A 25829-nucleotide genomic window follows, 5' to 3' on the forward strand; every position below is an offset into this window, starting at 1 on the left:
TATCACATGCTAAGAAAAGTAATTTTGTTTTGCACACTATTGTTCCTAGGAACTGGAATCATCATGATTCCAGTTCAATCTGGTATTTTACTAACAAATGAGAAGAAAGACCACGTTAACTTTATTCCATTTGATAGAGAGGTTATAACAATCGGGTGGAGACATTCCGTTGAACTTACACCGTGGAAAGAAACATTCGAAATTAATTCAGACGGAAACTTTTCTTTTTTATCCACTATCTATCAATCTTATGGAGCAGGAACCCCTGATACTGAAGGAACGGTAGAGCTTCTTTCGGATGGATTTATTCAAGTCACCGACATAGAGCGGACAATTCCATATTATTCGCTTTATTATATACCGATATCAGAATACTATTTAGAGATTGATTCAAAAAAATACTATTTATCACAATTAGTTCCGGACTACACGAACGTTCAGATACATTATAAAAAGTTAAAACTGTATGAATGGCTATGGCGGAGTATTATGGAAATGTTTAAGGAGGGATAGGGCATGCATGATACAGAAACGAATATTGATAAACTAACGGAAGATGAAAAACGAAAAATGGTTGAAAAATACGATTCAGAATCAAGATTTCGAGATTTGAATATACCATGGATGGTAAGGCTAGTTACAATAGTATCTGTTGGTTTAGCTCTTTTTCACTTGATTACTTCTTTCACTGGGCCTTTAGTTACGTTACAACATCGGGCTCTTCACACAGGGGTAATTTTGATTCTTGTTTTTTTATTGTATCCATCCCGTAAAAACGCACCTCAACAACGGGCGTCTTTGATAGACTTTTTACTAGCTATCTTGTCTTTAGCAACCATTATATATATATTTATTGATTACATGGGCATTGTTAATAGAGCTGGGCTGCCTAATCAAAATGATATCCTCTTCAGTTTACTAATGGTAATTCTCGTCCTTGAAGGTGGACGGCGTGTTGTTGGAAATGGATTGACTGTTCTTTGTGCTTTATTCTTGCTATATGCTTATTTTGGGCCCCATCTCCCTAGAATCATTGCACATCGTGGTTATCAAATTGATGATATTGTAACTTATATGTACCTCACTACAGAAGGAATATTCGGAACTGCAATTGGAGTTTCAGCGACTTATATCTTTCTATTTGTTCTATTTGGAGCGTTTTTAAATCGAACAGGAATGGGTCAGCTATTTAATGATTCGGCAATGGCCATTTCAGGTCATACATCAGGTGGTCCCGCAAAAGTTGCTGTGATATCAAGTGGATTTCTTGGCTCAATCAATGGATCTGCCATTGCGAATGTGGTGACAACAGGATCTTTTACAATCCCATTGATGAAAAGGACGGGGTATTCTAAAAACTTTTCAGGAGCGGTAGAAGCCGCTGCTTCTGTTGGAGGGCAGATATTACCACCAGTTATGGGAGCTACAGCATTTATCATGGCAGAGACCTTAGGGATGCCTTATGCACAAATAGCTCTCGCCGCTATTATACCAGGTATTTTATATTACTTAGGAGTTCTTACGGTTGTTCATTTACGAGCTAAAAGGCGTGGTTTAAGAGGATTGAACCGAAGTGAACTTCCAAGTATAAAAAATGTGATGAAAGAACGTGGTCATCTACTTATTCCACTTGTCATTCTTATTTATATGCTATTTGGAGGGTATACCCCCATTTATGCTGCTGCGTGGGCAATCATTTCAACTGTTGTTATTTCCATGTTAAGAAAAACAACACGAATGAATTTTAAAGGATTAATACAGGCGCTGGAAGATGGGACAAGAAGTGCATTGGGCGTCGGAATGGCTTGTGCAATGGTCGGAATTATAGTTGGTGTGGCGTCATTAACGGGCTTTGGATTAAAAATGACCTCAGCTATTTTATTTTTAGGTAATGATGTATTACTTTTTACGTTATTCTTTACAATGATTGCATCAATAATCTTAGGGATGGGTCTTCCTTCTATACCAACATATATTATTACATCGTCGATGGCAGCTCCAGCTTTAGTACAATTTGGCGTTGAACCGTTTGTATCCCATATGTTTGTTTTCTATTTCGGTATTTTAGCTAATTTAACCCCACCTGTAGCTTTAGCTGCATTTGCAGGAGCAGGCATCTCTGGTGGTGAACCAAATCGAACTGGATTTATTTCACTTAAACTGGCAGTAGCAGGTATTCTTGTTCCATATATTTTCGTCTATTCACCTGAATTGCTTATGCAAGGTACGAACGTGGCGAACATTATTTGGATAACGATTACAGCTGCAATTGGAATTATTGCATTAGGTGCAGCTATAGAAGGATACTTAATAGAGCATATAAATTTGATTGTACGATTATTTGCTGCTGCAGGAGCGATAACATTGGTTATTCCAGGCGTATGGACAGATTTAATTGGATTTAGTTTATTGATGATTGTCATTATTACACAATTGTTTAGCAGGAAAGAAAAAAATCTATCACCGACAACTATTGCAAAATAAAGTCCATTCTTCTTTATTACTTAATAGATATTTACGTGAAAGGTGTTCATGATGAGGAATAATATAAGTAGACAGAATAGCTGGAATCCTTTGAATGACAAAGAGAACTTCCGAAAGATTAGTAGTACTTTAATAGCAATTTCTATCTTTTTATTGCTGTTTTTTGGATTACCAGATACATTTGCTCACTCTGCTAGATTAATGACTGCTATTGTTTGCTTTGGAGTAACGTTATGGGCACTTGAACCGATTCCAATGGGATCGACAGCATTATTAATCCTCATCATGATGTTGCTATTTAAGTTAGCCGATACAGAAGTTGTCTTTAGTGGTTTTGCATCACCTGCCACCCACCTTGTCATTGGGGGAATGATGATAGCTAGAGCAGTGAATGAAACAACTCTGATTAAAAGAATCAGTTACTTTATTTTAAAGAAGTGGGGAGGAAAAGCTAATGGATTGCTGGGCAGTTTAATACTAGTACAGCAACTCCAAGCTTTTTTTATACCTTCAACAGCAGTTCGTTCAACGTTGATATTACCGATTACTTCTATGATCATAGAAACAGTCGGAGCGAAACCCGGGAGTAATTTACGTAAATTGATCATGCTAGGTGTTGCATTTGGTGGAAACATAAGTGGGACTGCAATTATGACTGCAGCTGTTGGAAATATATTAACGGTGGAACTCCTATATCGTTTTGCTGATATTAAGATAACTTATTTTCAATGGTTTCTTTACACATTTCCCTTATGGGTCGTTCTCATTCCTTCTATTTGGATGCTATTACTTAAGCTGTATCCATTGCCAAAAGAAGAGCAATCTTTTCCAATGGTAAAAAAAGAAATGGAATTAAAGTTGGATAATTTAGGTTCGATGAATAAACGAGAGTGGCAATGTTTAATTACTTTGCTCGTTATTGTAGGGCTATGGATGAGTGAACCTCTTCATGGGATGCATCCTAGTATTCCTGCCTTGTTAGGGGCTGCTGTTATGACATTGCCCGGATTAGGCTGTGCCGAGTGGAAAAATGTCGTCAAAATAAACTTTAATACCATTTTATTATTAAGTGTCACATTGTCTATGGGTTATGTTTTGATGGATACGGGGGCTGTGAAAATTATCAGTACGTATTTAAGTGTTGATTGGCTATTGTCAATGGTGAAAAATCCATTATTTGCCGCAATTTTTATAATTATACTGGCACAAATATTCCATAAAATGATATCTAATGTATCTGCGGCTGTGGTTACCTTGATTCCGATTACAATTAGCGTTGCATCAAACGCAGGTGTTGATCCGCTCGGGATGGCATTTACAGCAGGCGTAACAAGTCTCTATGGATTCATGCTTGTTGTTGAAACGATGCCAAATTTAGTCGTTCATAGTACAGGTTTGATTGCACAACGAGACTTTTTGAAGCCAGGATTCTATGCAACATTGGTAACTATGGCTGGAACAACTATCATTGCAGCAACATGGTGGAGGTTTGTCGGATTAATATAATAATTGACTAATTTCCCCCTTCTGAGAACAAACGAAAATAACATTAATATCTCTATTTCTCTGCTATTTAAATACTATCAATCTCCGCCCGTGTCACACCGGGGATTTTTTGTATTCTATTGTAATGAATAAAGAGCTCTTCTGCTCCCTGGTTTATCGTGCATCTTGCTTCGATTTTATGCCCATCAACATGACCCTTTAATTTAATATCTTTTACGTCGATTACTAAATCTCGAATTTCTTTAGCTACTTGGGTTAAATCAGAATTATCTCTAACGAACACATGCAATCTGACTTCTTGCTCTCTTAATGCATGAGGGCCAATTTTTTGTACGATAAAAGGTAAAATTACAACCGTAATAGAAACGAGAACAACGGCGATGCCGACCTCATAAAAATAGCCTGCTCCGATGGCAATCCCAAATCCTGATGCTGCCCAAACGATGGCAGCGGTGGTCAGTCCTGATATCACGTCATTGCTACGTCTAAGAATAACACCTGCACCGAGAAAACCTACGCCACTAATGATTTGAGCAGCGAGGCGCATTGGGTCTGCACGTATAAAAGATTCACCGTTATGTGTTTCAAATGCGGCTTCTATAGATACAATTGTTAGTAAACAGCTTGCTATAGATATGACGACACACGTTTTCAGCCCTAACGGCTTATGCTTTGCTTCTCTTTCAATACCTAAAATTAATCCAACTAAAGCGGCTAAGGCTAGTTTTATTAACACGAGTTGCATTATGCTCTGCCTCCTTTTTACGGATTTGCTAGCTATTAAACGATAAACATACATGAAAAATTGAAGTGGGAGGAGAAATCTTTCAATCGGACCCCACTAAATAAATCTATTCACTTTACAAATAAAAATAACCATAGCACTCCCTATGAATGCAATGGCTTCTCTTATTTGACCAGAAATTTAAATTTTCAAACAAGGATTAATTCTATCGTATTCTAAAGTTGAATACCAGTCAAGGAAACATGTTTGAGAAAGAAGAATAATTGTCACAAAAAGGATTGAAAATTATTTTAAATGCAAACGAATTATGGTAGACTATAATTAATTCGTTTAATAAGGGTATCTCGCTCGTTTTAAAATCAAAGATTGTCTATCAATCTATTTTTTTTAGAAATATATTGACAACGCTTACATTAATTGCTTATTATTAGATGAGTTTATAGTGTTGCATAAAGAAGGGAGATCCGCAAAAAAAGTAGCCTTAATACAGAGGTGATTTTCTTGTGGATTATTTTAGTTGAAATAAACTCTATGAAAATATGATATTTTTACAATTATTTTACGTGGCGTTAAAACTTGCTCAACAGCTATTTGCTATAGTTTCTCTTGAAAGATGGCAATTACATAAAGGGGTTGATATGTCGGATAACACTTTAGACCACGTACATAATACAAATCATTTTCAAAATGAAGTTAATAAAGGGGTGTTTTAACCTTGCAAGAAGGAAAGTCGAAAAAGCATAAAAAATCGGGCTACTATAGTGCAAAAAGACAATTTGGAGCAGGGATGATTTATCTGTTTCCAGCTTTACTTTTCCTAGGTGTGTTTCTTTTCTATCCGATGATCAAGACATTTTACTTTAGTTTTTTTGAAGTGAGTGGAAGTGGCGAGGTAGGCCAGTTTGTCGGCTGGGAACATTATATTAAACTTGCTCAGTCTGAAGAGTTTATGAAAAGTATGAAGGGGACTTTTTTATTCGTCCTTTATACTGTACCAGCTGAGATTATCATCGCTTTATTTTTAGCGGTATTGGCTAGTGAAAAGTTAAGAGGAATTGGCTTTTTTAGAACCATCTTTGCTTCGACAATGGGGGTTTCAGTTGCAGCAGGGGCAACCATCTTTTTATTCCTATTCCACCCATCTTTAGGAGTTTTAAATAATATATTAGAAGTTTTCGGGGTCAATGGAGTCGAGTGGTTGACTAGTTCAAAATGGGCCTTGTTTGCTGTTGCGATGACCACCGTTTGGATGCATTTAGGAATCAACTTTATTATTCTATTAGGCGGTATCCAGAACGTATCACAGGAATTATATGAAAGCGCTGAGATTGATGGAGCGGGATATTGGCAAAAACTATTTAAAATTACCATTCCACTCACATCACCAGTTTTATTTTTCGTATCGATTATCGCGTTGATTGGAGCTTTCCAGACCTTTGGACAAATCGACATATTGACAAGTGGGGGACCGGCTGGATCAACGAATATTATCGTTTACTCAATCTATCAAGAGGCTTTCCATTACGGAAACTTTGGATTTGCTAGTGCGCAGGCGATTATCTTGTTCTTGATTATTCTAGTCGTAACCATCTTTCAGTTTAAATTTGGAGAGAAGAAGGTGCATTACCAATGATAAGAAAGTTTATAACTTACACATTGCTCATATTAGCTGCCCTTGTTCTCTTTTTCCCGATTTTATATGCTATATCAGCAAGTTTCATGGAACCGAAAGAAATTTATGCAGGGAAGCTCCTTCCTTCATCGATTGATTTCGAGGCTTATAAAGAAGTATTTAATAGTATTCCACTACTCCATTATTTGATGGTTAGTTTTATCATGTCGTTCATGGTCATGGTAGGCCAGCTTGTAATTAGTAGCTTATCAGCATTTGCCTTTGTGTTTATCAAATTCAAGGGAAGAGAGTTAATCTTCTTCATATTCCTGGCTACCATGTTGATCCCTTGGGAAGCGACGATTATTCCAAACTTCCTGACCATCTTGAATTTAAGCTGGATTAATACGTACCAAGGATTAAGCTTTCCGTTTTTCGCTTTGCCATTTGGAATTTTCTTGCTTAGACAGCACTTCATGACGATTCCGACTGAATTATGGGAGTCGGCTCAGATGGATGGCTGTTCACGATTTAAGTTTTACTGGAAATTTGTACTTCCGTTATCCAAATCATCTTTAAGTGCACTTGGAATATATGGATTTTTGACAGCGTGGAACCAGTACCTCTGGCCATTACTCGTTACAAATGATGATACTGTTAGAACCGTTCAAATTGGTCTAAAGATGCTCATCGCTAACGAAAGTTCCTCATCATGGAATATGGTTATGGCTGCCGTTGTCGCGATCTTACTTCCGACACTTCTCATATTATTCTTTGGTATTAAGCATATTCGAGAAGGTCTGACAGCAGGGGCGCTTAAAGGATAAAAATATATTTTCAAAAAGGAGAATTAACTTATGAAGAAGTTTTGGGGCAGTCTTGTACTTATGCTTTTCCTCATAGTAACACTTGCTGCTTGTAGTGGGGATGGAGCAGATTCGTTGGATGATAACAATGATGGCGGAGGAGAAGAGGCGGAAGGGAAAACTAATATTTCTTTCTGGCACGCTATGAGTGGAAGTAACGGAGATGAGCTTGAAGCCATCGTTGATAAATTCAACGACCAATCAGACTCTGTTCATGTTGAAGCTATTTATCAAGGAAGCTATGACGACTCATTAACAAAACTACGTGCAGTTGGTGGATCCGATGAAGCACCAGCGATTGTACAAGTATTTGAAATCGGAACAAAGTATATGAGTGAAAGTGGCTTTATTACACCAATGCAGGAATTTATTGATGATGAAGACTTTGATACATCAAATTTAGAAGAGAATATTTTATCTTATTATGAAATCGACGGCGATCTTTATTCTATGCCATTTAATACGTCAAACGCTGTGATGTTTTACAACAAAGATATGTTTGAAAGAGCGGGTCTAAATCCAGAAGATCCACCAAGCTCATACAGTGAAATGATTGACGCGGCACAGAAAATTAAAGATGAAGAAGATGCTTACGGATTCACAATGGCAACAATTGGTTGGTTCTTTGAGCAATTAATGGCTAACCAAGGAGCGCTATACTTGGATAAAGACAACGGTCGTGATGGGGACGCAACAGAAGCGCTCGTTAACTCAGAAGAAGGTGTTAAAATCTTTGAATGGTTAAAAGAAATGAACGACGCTGAAACATTCAGAAACTACGGAAGTGATTGGGAAGACCCACGCGGACCATTCTTTGCTGAACAAGTTGGTATGTACCTAGACTCAACAGCAAACGTTGCTGAAGTCATTAAGAACTCTGACTTTGAAGTCGGTACAGCTTATCTACCCGTAGCAGATGAGGTTGACCCACAAGGTGTTATTGTCGGTGGGGCATCACTTTGGATTACTAACCAAGTTGATGACGAAGACCAAGATGCCGCTTGGGAGTTTGTTAAATTCATGACAGATGAAGACATTCAAGCTGAGTGGGCAGCAGCAACGGGCTATTTCCCAATTACACCATCAGCTTATGACGTCGATGTGTTAAAAGATGTTTACGAAGAATACCCTCAATACACAACAGCTGTCGACCAACTTGAAGATACAACAGTTGACCCAGCGACTCAAGGTGCACTAACGGAAGTACTTCCTGAAGCACGAAAAATTATCGAAACAGCACTAGGTGAATTATATGAAGGAAAAGATCCACAAGAAGCCATCGATGACGCAGCGGAAAAAATTACTGAGGCGTTAGATTAAAATTAAATTGATTTAACCATTTGCGGGCATCCACATCATATCGATGCCCGCAAATTTAATTTTACATCGTTTGCTGATATCATTGTAAATAAACATAGGAAACTAAAGTACAAAATACTAAATGAAAGTAAGGAGAAATTTTAACGTGGTTTTTAATTTTGCACATAGAGGATCTCTAACTGAGGCACCGGAAAATACAGTGTCAGCCATGAAAAAGGCATTAGCACATAACACGAAAGGCATTGAACTGGATGTTCAACTTACAAAAGACAAGCAACTTGTTGTTGTTCATGATCATCATTTTAAACGCCTAAATGAAAACATTCCTGGAAAAATAAACGAGTACACCTTAGCAGAAATTAAAAAAATTGACGTAGGCTCATCATTTTCATATGAATTTGCCGGAGAGTCGCTCGCTACATTGGATGAAATTTTAGAACTCGTGCCGCGTGACGTCTTACTCAATATTGAAATAAAAAACATTCCATTACTGCATGAAGGAATTGAAGAAATTTTACTCAAATGCGTGGATAATCATGATCGGCGCGATAATATAATCGTGTCGTCATTCGACCACATCGCTCTACAAACATTTCAAGGACTTGCACCTGACATTCCCATCGGACTTTTATTCTATTATCGTTTTATTCGACCCTGGGATTATGCAAAAATGACCGGACTCGACATTTACAGTCTTCACCCCAACGGCGTCTATATGACGGAAGAATTAATTGAATCGATTCATGACGCAGGCTATAAGGTATTTCCTTATACGATTAATAAAGAAGAGGATTACGAAAAGTTGGTTGCAGGTGGGGTTGATGGCGTCTTTTCAAATAATCCCAATATATTTGGAACAAAGTAGTAATAGAAAGAAACCTTGCGTACACGCAAGGTTTCTTTCGTATTCAGTCCAACTCGCGCGTCCTCGATTCCAACTCGCGCGTCCTCGATTCCAACTCGCGCGTCCTCGATTCCAACTCGCGCGTCCTCGATTCCAACTCGCGCGGTATCGAGTCCAACTCGCGCGGTATCGATTCCAACTCGCGCGGCCTCAAGTCCAACTCGCGCGGCCTCAAGTCCAACTCGCGCGTCCTCGAGTCCAACTCGCGCGGCCCCAAGTCCAACTCGCGCGGCCCCAAGTCCAACTCGCGCGTCCTCGAGTCCAACTCGCGCGTCCTCGAGTCCAACTCGCGCGTCCTCGAGTCCAATTCGCGCGGCCCCAAGTCCAACTCGCGCGTCCTCGAGTCCAATTCGCGCGGCCCCAAGTCCAACTCGCGCGGTATCGATTCCAACTCGCGCGGGGTTGCCGCTCACTCGCGCGACGTAGTGTTGTAGAGCTATACTCAATCCATCGCTATATAAACAAAATAGTAGCTCCATAGGTTTAAATGTTATAATACTAGGGTGGGAGGTTCATAGAAATGAAGAAATTATTGGTTGCGATAAGTTTAATAATTATTATAATTAGCGGCTGTTCGATGACAGCTGATAACAATAAAGATATGGAAGCTGCTAAGCAAGAATCGACGTCTGTTGAAAAAAATACGTCTGAGATTGATAGTGTGGAAGATTCCCTTTTATCGCCGGATCGTATTTTAAATATTGCCCATCGCGGCCTCAAGTCCAACTCGCGCGTCCTCGAGTCCAATTCGCGCGGCCCCAAGTCCAACTCGCGCGGCCCCAAGTCCAACTCGCGCGTCCTCGAGTCCAACTCGCGCGGGGTTGCCGCTCACTCGGTCGACGTAGTGTTGTAGAGCTATACTCAATCCATCGCTATATAAACAAAATAGTAGCTCCATAGGTTTAAATGTTATAATACTAGGGTGGGAGGTTCATAGAAATGAAGAAATTATTGGTTGCGATAAGTTTAATAATTATTATAATTAGCGGCTGTTCGATGACAGCTGATAACAATAAAGATATGGAAGCTGCTAAGCAAGAATCGACGTCTGTTGAAAAAAATACGTCTAAGATTGATAGTGTGGAAGATTCCCTTTTATCGCCGGATCGTATTTTAAATATTGCCCATCGTGGTGCTTCTGGGCATGCACCTGAGCATACGATTGCGTCCTATGCGCTGGCTAATGAGATGAATGGTGATTATTTGGAAATCGATCTGCAGATGACGGAAGATGGGGAATTGATTGCGATGCATGATTCGGAGGTGGACCGGACAACGGGCGGAGAGGGAGCCGTCGCCGAGTTGACGAGTGAGGACATCGATTTGCTCGATGCTGGTGAATGGTTTAATGAGGAGCATCCGGATTTAGCCGAGCCGGTTTTTAGTGAAGCGAAAGTGCCGACTTTAAGAGAAATCTTTGAAACTTTTGGTAAGGAGTCGAATTATTATATTGAGACGAAAATCCCTGAGGAATCACCGGGAATGGTGGAGGAGCTGGCCGATGTTTTAGAAGAATATGGCATGCTTGACGATGATATGGAAGAAGGGCAAATCATTATTCAATCGTTCAGTGAAGCGAGTTTAAGGGAAATGCATGAACTGGAGCCGTCACTTCCATTGATTCAGCTAATCAGTTACGACAAAAAAGCTGATATTACCGGTGAGGAACTGGATAATATCAATGAATATGCAATCGGAATTGGTGCAAATTATAAACATATTTCAAAAGAATATGTGCAAAAAGTTCGCGATGCTGGCCTGCTCGTACATCCGTACACGGTAAATGAAAAGGAAGATATGGAGCGGCTGATCGACTGGGGTGTGACCGGTATGTTTACCAATTATCCGGACCGGTTGAATGACGTGTTGGATGATATGGATAGTGAATAGTGGCGTTGGAAAATCAAGAGAAGGAGTATAGATAGACATGAAACTTAGTGTACTGGATCAATCACCGATTTCAAGGGGCTCCAGTCCGGAACAGGCCTTGGCGAATACGGTGACATTGGCAAAAGTAACGGAGAAGTTAGGCTATACGCGTTTCTGGGTTGCGGAACATCATAATACGAATGGGTTAGCAAGCGTGTCACCAGAAGTGTTGATGTCGCGCATCGCATCTGAAACGCGGTCAATACGTGTCGGCTCGGGTGGTGTCTTGCTGCCACAGTATAGTCCCTTCAAAGTCGCGGAAAATTTTAAGCTACTTGAAGCTCTCTTTCCTGGTCGGATTGATTTAGGTATCGGTCGTTCACCTGGAGGGGCAAAGGAAACGCGGATGGCCTTAACGGATGGTGATCCAAAGAGCATGTCCGAGTTCCCAAGACAACTTGCTGACTTACAAGGCTTTCTTCATAATACATTGCCACGTGATCACCAGTACCGCATGGTTAAAGCGACGCCGCGGACAGAAAACGTGCCGCCGCTGTGGGTGCTTGGTTTATCTGAAAGAGGCGCGGCTAACGCAGCTGAAATGGGGGCTGGCTTCACTTTTGGCCATTTTATTAATCCGACGAATGGCGTCGTTGCTATGAAAACATACCGGGAAAAATTCCAGCCCTCTATTGACCGGGATGAGCCAGAGGCCAATGCCTGTATTTTTGTCATATGTGCGGAAACAGATGAGAAGGCGGAGGAGCTTGCGTTAAGCCAGGACAGGTGGCTTTTAAATGTGGGCAAGGGTGCTGGCACAAAAGTCCCGTCGATTGAAGAAGTGAAAAAACGTCATCTCCGCCCAGATGACTTAAAAGAAATGCGTGAGAATCGGAAACGCTGTGTGATTGGGACACCGGAAAAAGTGAGGGAAGAACTTGAACGGTTAAGTGACGTATATCAAACGGATGAATTTATGGTGATTACAAATATTTATGATTTTGATGAAAAAGTTCGTTCTTACCAGTTGTTGGCGGATGTTTTTGGACTATAGTTTAGAAACCTCGGTTGGGTTTCGTCCAACTGAGGTTCTGCACACAATTACCATTGTACATTAACTTGGTGGAACTCCTACACCTGATGGTTATTCTTCATTTGTGTGTAATATACTCTAGGTGTTTATTTTCGCTCCAAGTAGCATGACTCATTTTTCTGATAGTCATCTTTACCTGTCAATCCAATCTCGTTATCATTTATCTTATCAATGAAATAACTAAGATAGTGATGTTCGCCCCGAAAATTCAGTGTCATCCCCCCATGTTTGCTTTTTTTAAGCCAGTATTCAAATTCTTCGTCATAATCTTCCACATAAACAACGCCATCTTCTTTAAATTCAAGCCCTTCAATTACTAAAGGAACGCAGTATGGTTCCCCGACAGGCTTTCCATCTTTATATCCCGCAGTTCCGATCCAATAGCCACCAATTAAGTCTTCCTCGGTTATATTGCTACTGCATCCAATCAGAAACATTAAAAATAAAGGAATGAGGCAATACTTTACTTTACTTATTTTTTATCACACCTTCATGAGTACCAAGTCTTTGCAAATAAATAGACTGTATTTATATTACGGTTTTTGTCATTTTCGTTCCAGATAACATGATTCATCTTTCTGATAGTCATCTTCTCCTACCAAGCCAATCTCATTATCGTTTATTTTGTCAACAATATAACTTAGATAGTGATGTTCGCCCCGAAAATTCAGTGTCATCCCCCCATGTTTGCTTTTTTTAAGCCAGTATTCAAAGTCTTCGTCATAAGCTTCAATATAGACGTATCCGTCATCTTTAAATATAATCCCTTCATCAATAGGGGTACAATAAGGTTCTCCTTCTGGTTTACCATCTTTATACCCTGCGGTTCCTATCCAAGTGCCATCAATTAAATCCTCTTCATTGATTGTTTCACTGCACCCAATGAGAAATAGTAAAAATAAAGGAATAAGGTAATACTTCATCTTACTTATTTTTTTGTTCCTCCTTCATGGTGTAACATTGAAATATTAGGACTTTAATAAATAGATCATATGTATATCATGGCTTTTGTCATTTTCGCTCCAAGTAACATGATTCATTTTTTTGAAAATCATCTTCTCCTACCAAACCAATCTCGTTATCATTTATCTTATCAACAATATAACTAATATAGTGATGTTCTCCCCGAAAGTTCAAGACCATACCGTTTTTGTTTTTTTTAAGCCAGTATTCAAAGTCCTCGTCAAATTCTTCGACATAAACAACGCCGTCTTCTTTAAACACAAGCCCTTCAGTGACTATTGTCAAACAGTATGGTTCTCCGACGGGCTTCCCGTCTTTATACCCCGCAGTTCCCACCCAATAGCCACCGATTAAGTCTTCCTCGGTTATATTGGCGCTGCATCCAATGAGAAATAACAAAAATAAAGGAATGTGGCAATACTTCATCTTGCTTATTTTTTGTTCCTCCTTTATGGTGTAATATTAAAATACTAGGACTTTAATAAATATATCATGGCTTTTGTCATTTTCGTTCTAGGTAACATGACTCTTTTTTCTGAATGTCACCTTTGCCTGTCAAACCAATCTCATTGTCATTTATCTTGTCAATAAAATAACTAAGATAGTGATTTTCTCCTCGAAAATATAGAGCTATACCATTTTTCTTTTTTTCAAGCCAGTATTCAAAGTCCTCGTCATAATCTTCGATATAGACGTATCCATCATCTTTAAATTTAATACCTTCATCAAAAGGAGCACAATAAGGTTCTCCTTCTGGTTTACCATCTTTATATCCTGCGATACCTACCCAAGTGCCACCAATTAAATCATCTTCATTGATTGTTCCACTGCATCCAATGAGAAACAATAAAAATAAAGGAATAATGAAATACTTAAATTTACTAATTATTATGTCCCCCTTATAAATAGTACAATAAATAACTTAAAATATTGTAGTTTAGCAATATATTTTAATTATTAGACTGGTAAATAGAATCAGTTATTTCAGTGCCGAGTTCGTTTTCTATGATTCTGAGTTTTTCGGTAACTTCATACCAATCCTGTGAGTTAATCTCATCTACTGGAAAAGGAACGTTGGAATCTTTCTCACTTAGTTCCTTCCAACGATTTATAATTTCTAATGTACCATCTAGTGGATATAGTTGAATGTTTAATCCCTGTCCAGGGCTTGTTTCCGATATAGCCACTTCCATATTTAAATTAGTCGCTGTTTTTAGTGCTTCTTCTATTATTATCTCCTTACCCATTTCTTTCGCACCTGCATCCATATCAACCAACGTCTTTCCAATATCTACAGCATCATCCAAATTAGCTTTCTTAGCTAGTGCTGAAATAGCTTTTTCTACTACTTTAGTTCCAATGAATTTTGCTTCATAGTATGCGTACTCCTCCTCTAACTCAGATAACTCACTTTTTTCAATGTTATTAGCTGCCTTTGTTCCAGTAGCATAAGTTATCTCGGTGGTTTGTAGTTGGGGGAATACAAAATTGTCAGGGTCATTGAATGACCAATCTCGAAATCTATCTTTACTCATTATGTCGTCTACAACGTTATAATTATAGTACTCAATTATTGATTTTAAGTAATAACCAGGTATCTCTTTATGATTTTCTTTAACCTCGATGTCACCAACGGACATTACTACATTATTTTCAACCATATGAGAATGGTACTCATTGAGTAACATGGCATAGGCCTCCAATTTTGAACGATCATAGTAATCGACATCTGTTTCTCCTGGGCTTTTGGTGCCGAGAAAAAGATAAGCTTGGATCATCGCCATTTCCTTTTCAAGGTTTCCTTCAGAAATAACCACCTTTTTATTAAGCCGGTCAGTTAATTTAGTACTATTCTCACCACTAATTAAATTAGCGATTTCTTCAAGTTCTTTTCTCATCCCATCATTCAGTACCTGTGTCTGAAAGTAGTGATATAGGGCATCACTTTCAGTAGCTGATATTGTCTGACCATCTTCCAGTTTTCCAAGGATGAGGCCGAAAATCCCATCTTCACCATAAACGTTCTCTGTAAGGTCGCGAAATGCCTTAATATCGCTAACTTCCGCTACATTATAGTCACTAATTGATAAGTTACCACTTTCGAATCGTGATTCTATTTCTGACAGGTAAGTCCTCATTAAATACAAATCTTCTTTTACCGTATGCAAGGTCTTTACTTGTGATTCGTCTAAAGCATGAAGATTACTAACGATATCATCCACGTTTTGTTTACCACGCTGTACGCTTCTAACTACTTCAGTTTCATTGATTTTATCAATAGTAACAAGGTCGTTTATACTATCTAATATACTATTAGCATCATCCGTTAATTCGATTGTCTTTTCTTCTACTTTATCGTAACCTCCCTTTACATCGTTTTCCAAATAATCTTCTTTTACCAACCCCTCCGAATTGCTTTCAAAGCCACTAACCGCATTTTTCAATTCCTCAAGAACATTTTTATAGTCAGTCATTGACTGGTGAAACATAATTAGAAAAGGAAGATGACAGTCTTTAAAGAAAGCCCTGATTGCGTTACCACCTTCACCTTTAAGGGCGTCATCTAATGAAGAAAAATCATTAACGGCACGTTGTATAGTTGAAATTTGTTCTTTAAGAGCTTCAATATCTGTTATTGTAGCATCGATGCCTGACTGTAAACTGCTGATTTCTAAAGTTTTCATCCTAAGCACCTCCACCTATATCATTAACTGATAGCAACATCGTCACGAACTACCACTGTTTTTTATAATCAATAAGTTTGCGTAACTTGCTTCTAATGTTCTAATCCTATTTTCTAAGTCAGTTATTTCTTGATTAACTTCAGTAATCTTGTCACTAATTTTGGTTTCCGCATGACCAAGTTGGTTATAATAAATTTCAACATAATTTACGAGCAGTTCATTCTCTCTAATATTATTAACGTTATCTGCGTTATCGCCGTGAAGAGTCTGTCTTGTGAACTCTGGCTCTCTGCAAAGGTAATAATTGTCGATAAATTTATTTTTATTGCGTTCTAAATCGGAGAGAGCGTCTTCTAAACGTTGCAACTCTTTCCTTTTATTTTCCAATTTAAACTTAGCAGAATAAATTTGTGCTTGAATTGCTGTTAAGGACATACTAAGAGACATAATATTCACCTCACTAAACTAATGATTATCCATTCTTTTCTAAATAGGTGACACGACGCGACTTCAGTTATTCATTATCTTAATTGATAAATCTGTTAATTAACAGTGTATAAAGTAGTATTCTATCCTGCTTAAAATAGGTAAACCGGCATGTTGCAGGACTTTTAAACTACTATTATTTTTTAATCGAAGCTACGTACTTGGATTTTTGTCAATAATGTATTGGGTCACTTCAAGTATTCTTAATAGTAAAAAACTAGAGAATGATATATGTAATAAATAGAAGAAGGGGAGAGGGAGTTTGATTTAAATAAAAGGATACATAGCCTTTGAGAATAGAAAAGGAGCAGACACTAAAATACCGTTCAATGAAGAGGTAAAAAATCCCCTCTATGAACGGATGACTTTAAGACAAATTTCTATTTATTTTCATTCTCTTCTTTCAGCTTCATTAAATCTTCCTTAATTTTTGTGGAGGATATGCCAACGGTGCGCGGTAAATACTCTACCTCACAAAGCTCTTTAAGCTCATCGAATACACCACTCCAATTATCCCCCATCACTAAAATATCAATATCATAATTCTTAATATCATCTGCCTTTTGCTCCCAGGAATCCTCAGGAATCACCTTATCAACGTATTTCACCGCTTCCAGAATAGCTTTTCGTTGCTCGAAACTATAGTAGGCTTGCTTACCTTTCATCTCGTTGAATTTATCCGTGGATATACCAACAATCAAATAATCGCCAAGCTCTTTTGCGCGACGAAGGAGGTTAATATGACCGGCATGTAGGATATCGAACGTTCCGTATGTGATGATTCTCTTCATTTGAATCACTCCTCAAATTAAATATTTCCGTACTTCTAGTTTAAAGGAGTCTAATGGAAATGGGAATTAATAAGAAGTATTGAGGTCGAGCGGTATCTCCGTTCGGTCGAGCGGCTAACGCACCCAGTCGAGCAGCACGCCCCCGAGGTCGAGCGCCAACCCTCCGAGGTCGAGCGGCTTACCCCTCAGGTCGATCGCAAATCCCCTCGGGTCGAGCGCCACTCCACTCACTCCTCCAACCGACAAACCTTCTCATAAAACATCCCCATCGCCTCATCATGATATCCACGATAATCAAACGATCGCTCCTGCACCGCATCACCACTCAAAAACGCACGCATCCCATCAACCAGCCCGTCCACCGAATTCTCAACAATCATCCCGTAACCGCCCTCCACAACACTCCGCGGCCCAGGAATATCCGTCGTAATCACCGGCTTGCCTAAAATCAACGCCTCGAGCAGTACAATCGCCTGCCCCTCATAATTAGACGACAACACAAAACAATCACACGCAGCCAAAAGCGCATAAGGATTAGCCAACTGCCCAGTAAAAATCACGCGCTCCGCCAGCCCTAGCTCACGCACCAGTGCCCGTAACTCATCCTCAAGCGCACCCTCACCAACAACATACAACCGCACGTCTCGACGATCACCCACAACCTGCCGAAACGCATAAATCAACTTCTCATGATCCTTCTCCGGACTCAATCGCCCAATCGTAATAAAATTCACATCACCAGACCGCGGCCATAAAGAAGTCCCTGTTTCAGGAAAAACCCCCAACTCCCCAGCAAACTCCACGTCATCGCCAACCGCCCATTTCCCATGACCTCGAGTCCGCCGAACATCACTCAACTCCTCACCAAACTCAGCGGCATAACGCCCGCCATCAACCAAACCGCGCCGACCACCATCCAGCACCGCCCCATAATCAATCGGATTTACCACATAATCCATCTTCGCACGATCACTCACATACCGCCCCAACTGCCGCGCGTTCTCAGCATATGCCAACTCCGACACCGACATCACCTTATCAAACCGATCATAAAGCGAAAAAATCACCCGCAAATTATCCCGATGCGGAAACCGACCGTTCACCTTCTTAAACACTTCCTGCCCCATATCCGAATGCAAATAAATACTCCTTCGCTTAAAATCACCAAATGCAAACAACGCCGCCCACAGAGGACTATAACCACCAAAATCAATCCCAATATCAAACTCAGCCAGCCCCGTCACACGCTCAAGCTCACGCTCATACATATCAACCGGCGCCCACTTCAAATCACCCGTCTTAAGAAACAACGTATGCCGGTACAAATCCATCAGCGACACATTCCACGTCCCAAACCGGAAAACATGATGCACATGCTCATTCACTTTCCGCATATGCTCAAGCTTCGAATCCTTAATCCTCACCCCATGATCAATCAACGTCACATCAAACCGATCATAATCAATCGAATTCAACAAACTCACCACAGCCGCCGTAATCCCGTTATTCAGAAACCCCCCACCATAAACCAGAATCTTCGTCTTCTCCGACCCAAGCTTAAACAAATGCTCAGATGACTTCCCATCAAAAACCACCTCGACAAAACGCCGTGTTGCATCACCATCATCGTGATAACAGAATCGCTCAACAAACGCCCGCCGGACTCCCTGATAGTCGACGGCTACCTCATCCGCCTGATTTAAAGCCTCGACCACCTCATCCACCGCACGACACACAGGACCAGGCAGCTTACTCACCTGAAGATACGTCCCGCGCTTTGCCTGGTATTCCTCTTCATCATAAGCATAAAAAATCACCGGCCGTTCCGTCCGCAAGAATTCAAAGAAAATACTCGAGTAATCCGTAATCAAAACATCAACAATCGATAATACCTCATTCGTATCAAACGTATTTGGCACAAGAAAATGCCCTAAACCTTGCTCCTCAAAGAACTTTTCCGTATAGTAGTGCGCTTTGAGTAACACAACCCCTTCATCAATGTTAGCCTGAATGTTTTTCACGTCGTCAAGTATCTTCTCACTCTCATTTTTCTCATTACCCAACTCACCACGCCACGTCGGTGCATACAGAACGACCTTTTTCGCAGTAAACACACCAAGCTGCTGTCTCAGTTTATCCCTATCTGCCTGATACATTAAATCAACCCGTGGGTAGCCTGTATCGAGAACCTGGCCATTAAAAAGCGTCTCAATATCATGGGACTTCAACAATTTTTCATATGTATACCGGTTCGGGCTCACCAAATAATCCGTAAACAAAAAATTCCGCTGAATGTTTTTATGATTAGCAAACCCCCTTTGTTTAATATCCATTCCCATTGTTTTAAGTGGCGTCCCATGCCAAATATTCGCGTAAACCTGTTCCTCACGCTTATGAAAATAAAAGGGGAAAGATGTATCGTTAATGAGATATTTAGCCATTGCCAAATACTTCGCGTAATCCCGTCCTTTATACTGCACAATCGTCACCCGCGGATGAAAGCGGATTGATGACGGCACATGACTCTCATCCACCAGTGCCCAGACATGTTGCAGATGTTGATACTTTAGATCCTCTAGTAAATATGTAAAAACTGCATACGGATTCCCCGTCATGCTCGCACCATGATAAGCCTCATAAAAAACCATATTCTCATTAACCGGTTTCGACTTCCACGTTTTCGTATACAACGCCCGTTGCCGGTAACTCGAATGAAGTAAAAACTTCCGCAACGGATTCAACAATAATCGAACTGAATAGGGGATAACCCTCCGGATGAATTTCCTGATGATCGCCATAATACCCTCCGCCAATACTTGATGTCATTCGTCAAAATGTAACAACTAGTATTGGTAAAAATGAGGGGATTTATTACCTTTACACTAAAAAAGTTTATCAGAACCAATCCATTTCTCTCGATCTGTAGTGGATCTCATTCCTCACACCATCGTGAATTTACAAATCAATCAGACGGTCATAAACCTATTTTTTCCACTAATGCTTCATTATCATATTTAATTAAACAGTAAGATGTGGTAAAATATATTATTGTATATATGAAGAAACGAGGAAAAACAAATGAATCAGCCATTAATCAATATTGAACGTAAATTCAGACCTGAAATTGAAGGTTTACGTGTAGTGGCGGCACTGCTTGTAGCAGTTTATCATATATGGCTTAATCGCGTTTCCGGTGGGGTGGACGTTTTTTTTGTGATCTCCGGATTTCTAATCACGACCTCCATTATTTCTACCATTAATAGGACAGGTCAATTTCAATTTTGGCCTTATATTTCAAAGCTGATGAAAAGATTACTCCCATCTGGCTTTTTTATTTTGGGAGTTACTTTATTATTAAGCATTTTTTTATTACCAGAATCAATCCTAGGTAAAACGATTCGCGAAGTTCTTGCTTCAATGTTTTACTATCAAAACTGGCAACTCGCAATCTCAAGCACCGATTATTTAGATGCTAGCCAAATGAAGTCGCCTGTTGAACATTTTTGGGCACTATCCATTCAAGGTCAATTTTATATTATTTGGTTCCTGATATTCACCCTCATTTTATTTTTTATAAAAAAATATAAAATAACAAACGCCAAATTACTGATTAATAGCATATTAGGCTTCTTGTTTATTTCATCTCTAGCCTATTCAATTTATTTAACGGCAGTAAATCAGCCATTTGCTTATTTTATAACATTTACAAGAGTATGGGAATTTGCTTTAGGTGGCCTACTCTGCGTTAATTTATCGTATATCAGGATAAATAAAGCCTTTGCCACGATCATCGGTTGGGTTGGTTTGATTGGCCTTATTTTAACTGGAATTATTTTTGACGTGTCCAGAATGTTTCCAGGCTACATTGCGTTATGGCCGATGACCTGTGCATTATTCATCGTATTAGCCGGAACGCGGGATACGAAATACGGTGTCAGTCGCTTTTTAGGTTTGCCGTTTATGATTAAGCTTGGAGGAATATCATTCGGAATTTATTTATGGCACTGGGTGATACTGGAATTTTATCGGTATAATGTTCAAGAAACACCAGGAATAATCGTAGGCACACTCATTATCATCGTATCCATTATTTTTTCTTGGACCATGACTCGTTATATAGAAAAACCAATTCGTAACTCTGATAATAATAAATTCTCTTTTAGAAGACTTGGACTGATGGGCAGTCTAAATATACTTTTAATAGCAGGACTTATGACTGGATCATTTATAGATCAATATAGGGTCGAACAAACATTCACGAATAAAAACTATCCAGGTGCCATGGTGGCAGAAAATACTCAAATTGAAGTCCCTGAGCAAAAGCCAATCCCATCATTATCAACAGCTTTTGATGATTTACCTCAAGCCCATCTTGATGGCAGTAACCAAGGTCTGAAAGAAAGTGATTTAAAAGTAGGGGAATACGGTGAAGTTGAAAATTATGATGCAACGATTGCCATCATTGGTAGTTCGGCAGCAGAGCATTGGCTAGGAGCAGTATTGGAAGCTTCAAAAGATCATAATTACCGAGTGCTAAATATAACACGATCAGGAACGCGCTTCTCAACAGGATATAAAGAACAAGATAAAAAAGTAATATGGAATAATCATGTACTAGAATATTTAAAGGAAAAAAATGTCGATTTAATTATTGGGCAAGCGACTGCTAGTGATAATTCAAAAGATATTGTCCATCAACAAATGATTGACCAACTTCAATATGTACACGATGAATATGGTGTACAAGTGTTAGCGATTCGTGACAATCCGAGATATAATTTTAACGTGCTAGAATCTTTAGAAACAAATGGTTTAGGGAGTACCACGAAAAAAATGAATCTAGAAGAAAATAATCAACAGGATGAAAGATTTTGGAACAAGTTTAAGAAGGAAAATAATTCATTGTATAAAATGGATTTAACAGATTATTTTAAAGTGGATGGAAAGTTTCAACCAGTGATAGGTAATATAATCATTTACCGAGATCATAAACATTTAACGAATACTTATTCAAAAAGCTTTGGACCTGTATTTGAAGAAAATATTTTAGAAATACTTGAAGGGGAATAAACATACCTAAGCCAGATATGAAAAAATCTGAGTTCTCATATTTAAGAGCTCAGATTTTTCATGAAAGGACTATACGAATAATCCCCTTAAAAACTGACTGTCTTTTATTCTGAAACTCCAGTTGCCCGTTCATAAACCGCCTCAATCAAACATTTGCTTGACGTCCCGTCCGAGTACTCATTCCACTCCTCGGCAAAGGTCAGAATCCGTTCATAATCAAATTGTCCTTCCTTCATCACATCAATCAATGCTTCCGTATCTCTCACTACTGGACCAGGTATAAGCATCTTATAATCCTCCCTAAACCCTCTTGCTTCCTCATATACCTCAAGGTCATAAGCAAAGAAAATCATCGGCCTACCTAGCAATGAAAATTCAAATGGAATTGATGAATAATCCGTTACCAATACATCTGTTACAACAAGCAATCGATGAATATCAGGATACCCCGACACATCAATCACAAATCCAGGATACTGATTCAAAAATTTACCCTGAATGGCGGGATGGAGCCGTAACAACAAAACATACTCGCTCGCAAACTCCTCATACAACCGGTCAACATCTAGCATAATCTCAGCAGAATCCAAAGCTTCATCACGAAAAGTCGGAGCATACAGAATAACCTTTTTCTCACCTATTAAAGGCAACGTCTGCTTCAACTCCTGACTTGCGACGGCTTCACTCGCTTTCTCAAAATAGAAATCTGTCCGCGGTATGCCTGTCCGCAACATACGGTCGTCGCCAAGCCCAAAACTCTCCCGAAAGATAGCCGCCATTTTTTCTGAACCCACAACAACATGATCAAACCGATCATATACTTGTTGGAACCTTTGAATAGCGCGAGGGGAACGCCTATCATTCGACGGATCTTTCAAACCAAATTGTTTAATCGCTCCAGCAGCATGCCATAATTGAATACACTTCACATCCGATTTAAAATCTGCCACAGCTAAAAAACCAAAGTAATTATCAACGAAAATCATTCGGCTAGTCGCAAGGTGATAAATGGAATGAACCCATTCAAAGAGATGCTTAGGTTCAAATAATAACACCATTCGCTCACCTTTATTAAAATCGATCCGACATTGTGATGTTTTAAGGATGACCACGCGATCATCTGTCTGCTTTTCAAGCTCATTAACAGTATATAAAACATTATCCCCAAACGAAGAGATAAAGGTCGTTTTCTTCTTTTGGGGAAATAGTTTGCATATATTAAAGATGATCCGAAATACTAGCAAGTATAAACTGATCGCTAGCTCTCTAGCCATTTTGTGCTTTGTTTAAGTCTTTTTTAATTTTTGTTGTTGAAATACCAACGGTTCTCGGTAGATAAACAACATTGCAATAGTCCTCAAGAAAATCAAATTTACCTTCCCAGTCGTCACCCATCACAAATACATCAACATCATGCTTCTGAACATCTTCGATCTTTTGCTCCCAAGTGTATTCAGGGATAACTTCGTCTACGTAACGAATGGCTTCAAGAATCGCTTTACGTTGTTCGAAAGTGTAATAAGCTTTTTTTCCTTTAATGGCGTTGAATTCATCAGCTGAAATGGCAACAATGAGATAATCTCCAAATTCCTTAGCACGGCGTAAAATATTAATATGACCTGTATGAAGAAGGTCAAACGTGCCGTATGTGATTACTTTCTTCATTTCTTTATACCTCCGAAAAATTGGTTTGTTATTTATACTATACTATATATTGTTTACAAAAGTGTTAATATAAGTTATCAAATTTACTATTTGCTAACTCTATTATACTATGGATTTTTAAAAAATAAAGGTTATATATAATATAGTGATTTCTAGTAATGTAGATTAAGATATTTTTGAAAAAGTTAAAAAGAAACTTTTTTCGGAAGTCTATACAAAGATAATTAAGGTGATGGTAGAAAGTGTTCAGATGTGCTATTATTCCTAATCTTTGGATGGTATTATTTCATTCGCTTCAGATTAAGTCCAAAATATGCACAAATATACTTTGATTCTTTAAAATAGTAGAACTAGCTTTTTCTATTATTCAAAGATGTGATGTTATTAAAAAGGATGTAAGTATTGTTTTCAATACTTACACCCAAGCCATAAAAATTACTTTTTATAAACAGGAATATCAAGATTTAAAATATATGAATCGAGTTCTTGATATAAATTGTACATAGTGTTAACTTGTTTTGAAGCCCATCCAATATCAGTTGCATATTGCTTTCCATATTGACCTGTTTTTTCCATTGCCTCTGGATTCCAACGCATTTTATAAAGGGTGTTTTGTCCATTGTTGATATACGAATCAATAAACTTTGCTCCTCCGATAATAGCTTTATATGGTGTCGTCCAACCTTCTTCATATGCTTTCTTAGCACCACATTCAATAGGACAGCTATCAAAGGCATTCACACCAAACATATTGTAGACTGTTACACCTTTATATTTTACACCATTAGCAAGCGTAGATGTACCGTTACCTGTTTCTAATAAAGCGTGCGAAATCAAGTAGACATCATTTATGCCATTCTGCACTCCTGAATCAATAAATGCTTGTCCTTGCCCTGACAATATCCCTTTTCCTGACAGGTAGTTGTTTAGTACAGAAGCTGGCGCCCCACTAGGTTTTGATAAGTCTAGAAACTGGAACTTCTGCTTACTATCAATGATAAAGTTATTTGGATTTAGATAGTAAAGAATGTCTTCTGGGCTTGCGTTAACCCATTGACGAGTTTTAGTATATTCAATTTGGTACCAATTGCCTGTCTCTTTAAGAATGGTTACTTCATCGCCTTTTTTAAGTTGGCCGACAATCCAATGGTTGGTTCCTGCTCCACCTCTGACATTTAATGTGTCAGCTGTTACTTCATTATCTTTATTAATGTAATTCTTTGAAACATAGGTATCGTAATTTTTATCTGTTTGAGGAGAAGCAGTTAGCTGAATCGCCAAAGCTTCTTCTAGGGTTAGATTATAATTTGTTTTCGAACCAACATCATCAAATGTAATATCATCTATATGAATGTAGCCCGTTTTTGGTTTTCCATTAATATAAACAGTAGCTTCAAACCAATTAGTAGAAAAGGTTTTGAATATTAATTTACTTCCTTGATGATAACTTTTTAGAACCTTGGAATCGCGAGTAGTTTTAGAATAAACCTTAGTTAAGTTTTTAGCGGCATATCCATTTAATTTCTTTTGAGAGTCATATATTTCTTCTATATCGTTAACATGTATATATCCAGTGATCCATTCACCATTATATTTGATAGTTGCCTGGACCCATTCACTTGTCAAAGTTTTATATTTTAATATAGTTCCCTTTTTGTAAGACTTAAGGACTTTATCTTTCGTCGGGCTTTGATACACATTTGTCGGACTCTTGGCAGCTAAACCATTTTGAGTTGTTTGTTTATCAGGGAATGTCTCCACATCGTTAACA

23 protein-coding genes are annotated in these 25829 nt (G+C 38.8%); 11 read left to right on the forward strand and 12 right to left on the reverse strand.

Annotation, left to right across the window (positions count from 1 at the left end):
• Positions 1-6: 6 nt before the first annotated feature.
• The 3 genes from KQI49_RS00555 to KQI49_RS00565 are packed head-to-tail and all read left to right on the forward strand — an operon-like array spanning position 7 to position 3990.
• Positions 7-513, forward strand: a complete 507-nt coding sequence (locus KQI49_RS00555; RefSeq protein ID WP_216485767.1) for a DUF1850 domain-containing protein — start codon at positions 7-9, stop codon at positions 511-513.
• Positions 514-516: 3 nt separating this feature from the next.
• Positions 517-2484, forward strand: a complete 1968-nt coding sequence (locus KQI49_RS00560) for a TRAP transporter permease (RefSeq protein WP_216485768.1) — start codon at positions 517-519, stop codon at positions 2482-2484.
• Between the two features lie 51 nt (positions 2485-2535).
• The gene (locus tag KQI49_RS00565) at positions 2536-3990 is read left to right on the forward strand and encodes an SLC13 family permease (protein ID WP_216485770.1); all 1455 of its coding nucleotides are present in this window, start codon (positions 2536-2538) and stop codon (positions 3988-3990) included.
• A gap of 67 nt (positions 3991-4057) precedes the next feature.
• Here KQI49_RS00565 and KQI49_RS00570 read toward each other — a convergent pair whose 3' ends face one another.
• The gene (locus KQI49_RS00570) at positions 4058-4735 is read right to left on the reverse strand and encodes an MgtC/SapB family protein (RefSeq protein WP_216485772.1); all 678 of its coding nucleotides are present in this window, start codon (positions 4733-4735) and stop codon (positions 4058-4060) included.
• A gap of 715 nt (positions 4736-5450) precedes the next feature.
• Between KQI49_RS00570 and KQI49_RS00575 the strand changes: the two genes are divergently transcribed.
• The 7 genes from KQI49_RS00575 to KQI49_RS00605 all read left to right on the forward strand — a co-directional run bounded on the left by KQI49_RS00575 (position 5451) and on the right by KQI49_RS00605 (position 12360).
• Positions 5451-6368 (forward strand): carbohydrate ABC transporter permease, encoded by a 918-nt coding sequence (locus tag KQI49_RS00575; protein WP_371817486.1) that lies wholly within the window; start codon positions 5451-5453, stop codon positions 6366-6368.
• Positions 6365-7174: a carbohydrate ABC transporter permease gene (locus KQI49_RS00580; protein ID WP_216485774.1), complete on the forward strand. Its 810-nt coding sequence runs from the start codon at positions 6365-6367 to the stop codon at positions 7172-7174. Before KQI49_RS00575 ends, KQI49_RS00580 begins: the two co-directional genes overlap by 4 nt.
• A 30-nt stretch (positions 7175-7204) precedes the next feature.
• Positions 7205-8533 (forward strand): ABC transporter substrate-binding protein, encoded by a 1329-nt coding sequence (locus tag KQI49_RS00585; protein WP_216485776.1) that lies wholly within the window; start codon positions 7205-7207, stop codon positions 8531-8533.
• 145 nt (positions 8534-8678) lie between these two features.
• Entirely contained in the window at positions 8679-9398 is a 720-nt protein-coding gene (locus KQI49_RS00590; protein WP_216485777.1) for a glycerophosphodiester phosphodiesterase, read from the forward strand.
• A 559-nt stretch (positions 9399-9957) separates the two neighbouring features.
• Positions 9958-10290 (forward strand): hypothetical protein, encoded by a 333-nt coding sequence (locus KQI49_RS00595; RefSeq protein ID WP_216485779.1) that lies wholly within the window; start codon positions 9958-9960, stop codon positions 10288-10290.
• A gap of 86 nt (positions 10291-10376) precedes the next feature.
• Entirely contained in the window at positions 10377-11327 is a 951-nt protein-coding gene (locus tag KQI49_RS00600; RefSeq protein WP_216485781.1) for a glycerophosphodiester phosphodiesterase, read from the forward strand.
• Between the two features lie 37 nt (positions 11328-11364).
• Positions 11365-12360 (forward strand): LLM class flavin-dependent oxidoreductase, encoded by a 996-nt coding sequence (locus tag KQI49_RS00605; RefSeq protein WP_216485783.1) that lies wholly within the window; start codon positions 11365-11367, stop codon positions 12358-12360.
• Positions 12361-12485: 125 nt separating this feature from the next.
• Here KQI49_RS00605 and KQI49_RS00610 read toward each other — a convergent pair whose 3' ends face one another.
• The 8 genes from KQI49_RS00610 to KQI49_RS00645 all read right to left on the reverse strand — a co-directional run bounded on the left by KQI49_RS00610 (position 12486) and on the right by KQI49_RS00645 (position 20121).
• Positions 12486-12836 carry a hypothetical protein gene (locus KQI49_RS00610; protein WP_216485785.1) on the reverse strand — a complete coding sequence of 117 codons (351 nt, stop codon included), beginning with the start codon at positions 12834-12836 and terminating at the stop codon, positions 12486-12488.
• Between the two features lie 108 nt (positions 12837-12944).
• Positions 12945-13322 (reverse strand): hypothetical protein, encoded by a 378-nt coding sequence (locus KQI49_RS00615; protein ID WP_216485787.1) that lies wholly within the window; start codon positions 13320-13322, stop codon positions 12945-12947.
• Positions 13323-13410: 88 nt separating this feature from the next.
• Positions 13411-13698, reverse strand: a complete 288-nt coding sequence (locus KQI49_RS00620; RefSeq protein WP_216485789.1) for a hypothetical protein — start codon at positions 13696-13698, stop codon at positions 13411-13413.
• A 166-nt stretch (positions 13699-13864) separates the two neighbouring features.
• Entirely contained in the window at positions 13865-14209 is a 345-nt protein-coding gene (locus tag KQI49_RS00625; protein WP_216485791.1) for a class III extradiol ring-cleavage dioxygenase family protein, read from the reverse strand.
• A 103-nt stretch (positions 14210-14312) separates the two neighbouring features.
• On the reverse strand, positions 14313-16046 hold the full coding sequence (locus KQI49_RS00630) for a ribonuclease YeeF family protein (protein WP_216485793.1): 1734 nt from the start codon (positions 16044-16046) through the stop codon (positions 14313-14315).
• A 42-nt stretch (positions 16047-16088) separates the two neighbouring features.
• Entirely contained in the window at positions 16089-16493 is a 405-nt protein-coding gene (locus KQI49_RS00635; RefSeq protein WP_216485795.1) for a YwqH-like family protein, read from the reverse strand.
• A gap of 419 nt (positions 16494-16912) precedes the next feature.
• Positions 16913-17323, reverse strand: a complete 411-nt coding sequence (gene tagD, locus KQI49_RS00640; protein WP_216485797.1) for a glycerol-3-phosphate cytidylyltransferase — start codon at positions 17321-17323, stop codon at positions 16913-16915.
• A 227-nt stretch (positions 17324-17550) separates the two neighbouring features.
• A complete protein-coding gene (locus tag KQI49_RS00645; RefSeq protein ID WP_216485799.1) occupies positions 17551-20121 on the reverse strand; it encodes a glycosyltransferase in 2571 nt (856 codons plus the stop codon).
• 280 nt (positions 20122-20401) lie between these two features.
• On the opposite strand from KQI49_RS00645, the gene KQI49_RS00650 reads away from it, so the two are divergent.
• Positions 20402-22393 (forward strand): acyltransferase family protein, encoded by a 1992-nt coding sequence (locus KQI49_RS00650; RefSeq protein WP_216485801.1) that lies wholly within the window; start codon positions 20402-20404, stop codon positions 22391-22393.
• A gap of 104 nt (positions 22394-22497) precedes the next feature.
• Here the strand turns inward: KQI49_RS00650 and KQI49_RS00655 are convergent, their stop codons facing one another.
• From KQI49_RS00655 to KQI49_RS00665, 3 genes are all read right to left on the reverse strand, one after another.
• The gene (locus tag KQI49_RS00655; protein WP_216485803.1) at positions 22498-23667 is read right to left on the reverse strand and encodes a CDP-glycerol glycerophosphotransferase family protein; all 1170 of its coding nucleotides are present in this window, start codon (positions 23665-23667) and stop codon (positions 22498-22500) included.
• The gene (gene tagD, locus KQI49_RS00660; RefSeq protein ID WP_216485805.1) at positions 23660-24058 is read right to left on the reverse strand and encodes a glycerol-3-phosphate cytidylyltransferase; all 399 of its coding nucleotides are present in this window, start codon (positions 24056-24058) and stop codon (positions 23660-23662) included. The genes KQI49_RS00655 and tagD (KQI49_RS00660) overlap by 8 nt, the downstream gene beginning before the upstream one ends.
• A gap of 435 nt (positions 24059-24493) precedes the next feature.
• A partial coding sequence (locus KQI49_RS00665) for an N-acetylglucosaminidase (RefSeq protein WP_216485807.1) occupies positions 24494-25829 on the reverse strand: 1336 nt, incomplete at its 5' end.

It is taken from the genome of Virgibacillus sp. MSJ-26 (genome assembly GCF_018918075.1).
Taxonomy (GTDB): domain Bacteria; phylum Bacillota; class Bacilli; order Bacillales; family Amphibacillaceae; genus MSJ-26.

Excerpts from the sequence above, each read along its gene's own strand:
- KQI49_RS00555 (WP_216485767.1), top strand. The coding sequence starts at position 7 with ATGCTAAGAAAAGTAATTTTGTTTTGCACACTATTGTTCCTAGGAACT.
- KQI49_RS00560 (WP_216485768.1), top strand. The coding sequence starts at position 517 with ATGCATGATACAGAAACGAATATTGATAAACTAACGGAAGATGAAAAA.
- KQI49_RS00565 (WP_216485770.1), top strand. The coding sequence starts at position 2,536 with ATGAGGAATAATATAAGTAGACAGAATAGCTGGAATCCTTTGAATGAC.
- KQI49_RS00570 (WP_216485772.1), bottom strand. The coding sequence starts at position 4,735 with ATGCAACTCGTGTTAATAAAACTAGCCTTAGCCGCTTTAGTTGGATTA.
- KQI49_RS00580 (WP_216485774.1), top strand. The coding sequence starts at position 6,365 with ATGATAAGAAAGTTTATAACTTACACATTGCTCATATTAGCTGCCCTT.
- KQI49_RS00585 (WP_216485776.1), top strand. The coding sequence starts at position 7,205 with ATGAAGAAGTTTTGGGGCAGTCTTGTACTTATGCTTTTCCTCATAGTA.
- KQI49_RS00595 (WP_216485779.1), top strand. The coding sequence starts at position 9,958 with ATGAAGAAATTATTGGTTGCGATAAGTTTAATAATTATTATAATTAGC.
- KQI49_RS00600 (WP_216485781.1), top strand. The coding sequence starts at position 10,377 with ATGAAGAAATTATTGGTTGCGATAAGTTTAATAATTATTATAATTAGC.
- KQI49_RS00605 (WP_216485783.1), top strand. The coding sequence starts at position 11,365 with ATGAAACTTAGTGTACTGGATCAATCACCGATTTCAAGGGGCTCCAGT.
- KQI49_RS00610 (WP_216485785.1), bottom strand. The coding sequence starts at position 12,836 with ATGTTTCTGATTGGATGCAGTAGCAATATAACCGAGGAAGACTTAATT.
- KQI49_RS00615 (WP_216485787.1), bottom strand. The coding sequence starts at position 13,322 with ATGAAGTATTACCTTATTCCTTTATTTTTACTATTTCTCATTGGGTGC.
- KQI49_RS00630 (WP_216485793.1), bottom strand. The coding sequence starts at position 16,046 with ATGAAAACTTTAGAAATCAGCAGTTTACAGTCAGGCATCGATGCTACA.
- KQI49_RS00635 (WP_216485795.1), bottom strand. The coding sequence starts at position 16,493 with ATGTCTCTTAGTATGTCCTTAACAGCAATTCAAGCACAAATTTATTCT.
- tagD (WP_216485797.1), bottom strand. The coding sequence starts at position 17,323 with ATGAAGAGAATCATCACATACGGAACGTTCGATATCCTACATGCCGGT.
- KQI49_RS00645 (WP_216485799.1), bottom strand. The coding sequence starts at position 20,121 with ATGGCGATCATCAGGAAATTCATCCGGAGGGTTATCCCCTATTCAGTT.
- KQI49_RS00650 (WP_216485801.1), top strand. The coding sequence starts at position 20,402 with ATGAATCAGCCATTAATCAATATTGAACGTAAATTCAGACCTGAAATT.
- KQI49_RS00655 (WP_216485803.1), bottom strand. The coding sequence starts at position 23,667 with ATGGCTAGAGAGCTAGCGATCAGTTTATACTTGCTAGTATTTCGGATC.
- tagD (WP_216485805.1), bottom strand. The coding sequence starts at position 24,058 with ATGAAGAAAGTAATCACATACGGCACGTTTGACCTTCTTCATACAGGT.